The 1706-nt window shown below is 67.5% G+C and carries 1 pseudogene; it reads right to left on the minus strand.

The window, feature by feature from the left end:
- Positions 1-1665 (minus strand): annotated as a pseudogene (locus AC0L3D_RS36545) (molybdopterin-dependent oxidoreductase); the annotation flags it as partial.
- Between the last annotated feature and the right edge of the window lie 41 nt (positions 1666-1706).

Here is a 1706-nt window from a genome sequence, read left to right on the forward strand (position 1 = left end):
CCCCCCCCCCCCCCCCCCCCCCCCCCCCCCCCCCCCCCCCCCCCCCCCCCCCCCCCCCCCCCCCCCCCCCCCCCCGGGGGGTGCCTTGGCTCGGCGCCGGCCATTGGAATGGCGCCAACTCCTCATAGGTCTCTGCATCGACCCCGGCATACGCACCGATGTCGAAATCGCGGGCGCCGTCATTCTCGAACGCCGACAGCGCGGCGTGCTCGGCGAAGATATCGGCTGGCGACGGATGCGAAAACGCTTCGTCAAAACCCATCCGCTTGGCGACTTCGGCGACGATCCACCAGTCGGCCCTTGCCTCTCCGGGCGTGGCCAAAAAGGCGCGCTGGCGCGAGATGCGGCGCTCCGAATTGGTGACCGAGCCGTCCTTCTCGCCCCATGCGGCGGCGGGCAGCCGGACGTGGGCGTGGCGGACCGTGTCGGTCTTGGCCAACACGTCCGACACCACGACAAACGGGCAGGCCTTGATTGCCGCCTCGACGGCATCGGCGTCCGGCATCGAGTCGACCGGGTTGGTAGCCATGATCCACAGCGCCTTGATGCGCCCATCGGCTACCGCCTGAAACATCTCGACCGCCTTCAGACCGGGCTTTTCGGCGACGGCCGGCGCACTCCAGAACCGCTGCACGCGGTCGCGGTGCTCGGGGTTTTCGATCTCCATATGGGCGGCCAGCATGTTGGCCAGGCCGCCGACCTCCCGACCGCCCATGGCGTTGGGCTGGCCGGTCACCGAAAACGGTCCGGCGCCGGGCTTGCCGATGCGGCCGGTAGCGAGATGACAGTTGATGATGGCGTTGACCTTGTCGGTGCCCGAGGACGACTGGTTAACGCCCTGGCTGTAGACGGTCACGGTATTCGTCGTCGCGGCGAACAGGCTGTAGAAGCGGACAAGCTCGTCCTCGCCGAGGTCCGTGGCAGCGGCGATGCCGGCAAGGTCGAGCGCGGAAGCGGCAAAAAGGGCTTGCCCGAAGCCGGTTGTGTGCGCCGTGGTATAGGTGCGGTCCAGCGCGTTGTGCTGGCCGAGATAGGCGAGCAGCCCTGTGAACAGCGCGACGTCGCCATCGGGCGCGATCGCCAGATGCATGTCGGCAATGTCTGATGTCATCGTGCGGCGCGGGTCGACCAGTACCACCTTCATGTCGGGCCGTTTTTCCCGGGCAGCGGCAATGCGCTGGTAGAGCACCGGATGGCACCAGGCGAGATTGGAGCCGACCAGCACGATCAGATCGGCGAGTTCCAGATCCTCGTAGCTGCCCGGCACCGTGTCAGAGCCGAAGGCGCGGCGGTGGCCGGCAACCGACGAGGCCATGCACAGGCGCGAATTGGTGTCGATATTGGCCGAGCCGATGAAGCCTTTCATCAGCTTGTTGGCGACATAATAATCCTCGGTCAGCAACTGACCGGAGACGTAGAAGGCGACCGCGTCGCGACCGTGCTCGGCGATGGTCCGCGAGAAGGTCGAGGCGACGAGGTCGAGCGCTTCGTCCCAGTCCGTGCGGCGACCGTGGATCTCCGGATAGAGCAGCCGTCCGTCTAGGTCGATCGTCTCGGCCAGCGCTGAGCCCTTGGAACAGAGCCGGCCGAAATTCGCCGGATGGTCAGGGTCGCCGCGAACGGTTTAAAGGCACCTAGCGCGCGACCTAGCCCACCAACCCCCACCCCCCCCCCACAAGATGGGGGTGTGCCTCACCCCCCGCCCG

The sequence above is a fragment of the Mesorhizobium sp. WSM4837 genome (assembly GCF_055811435.1).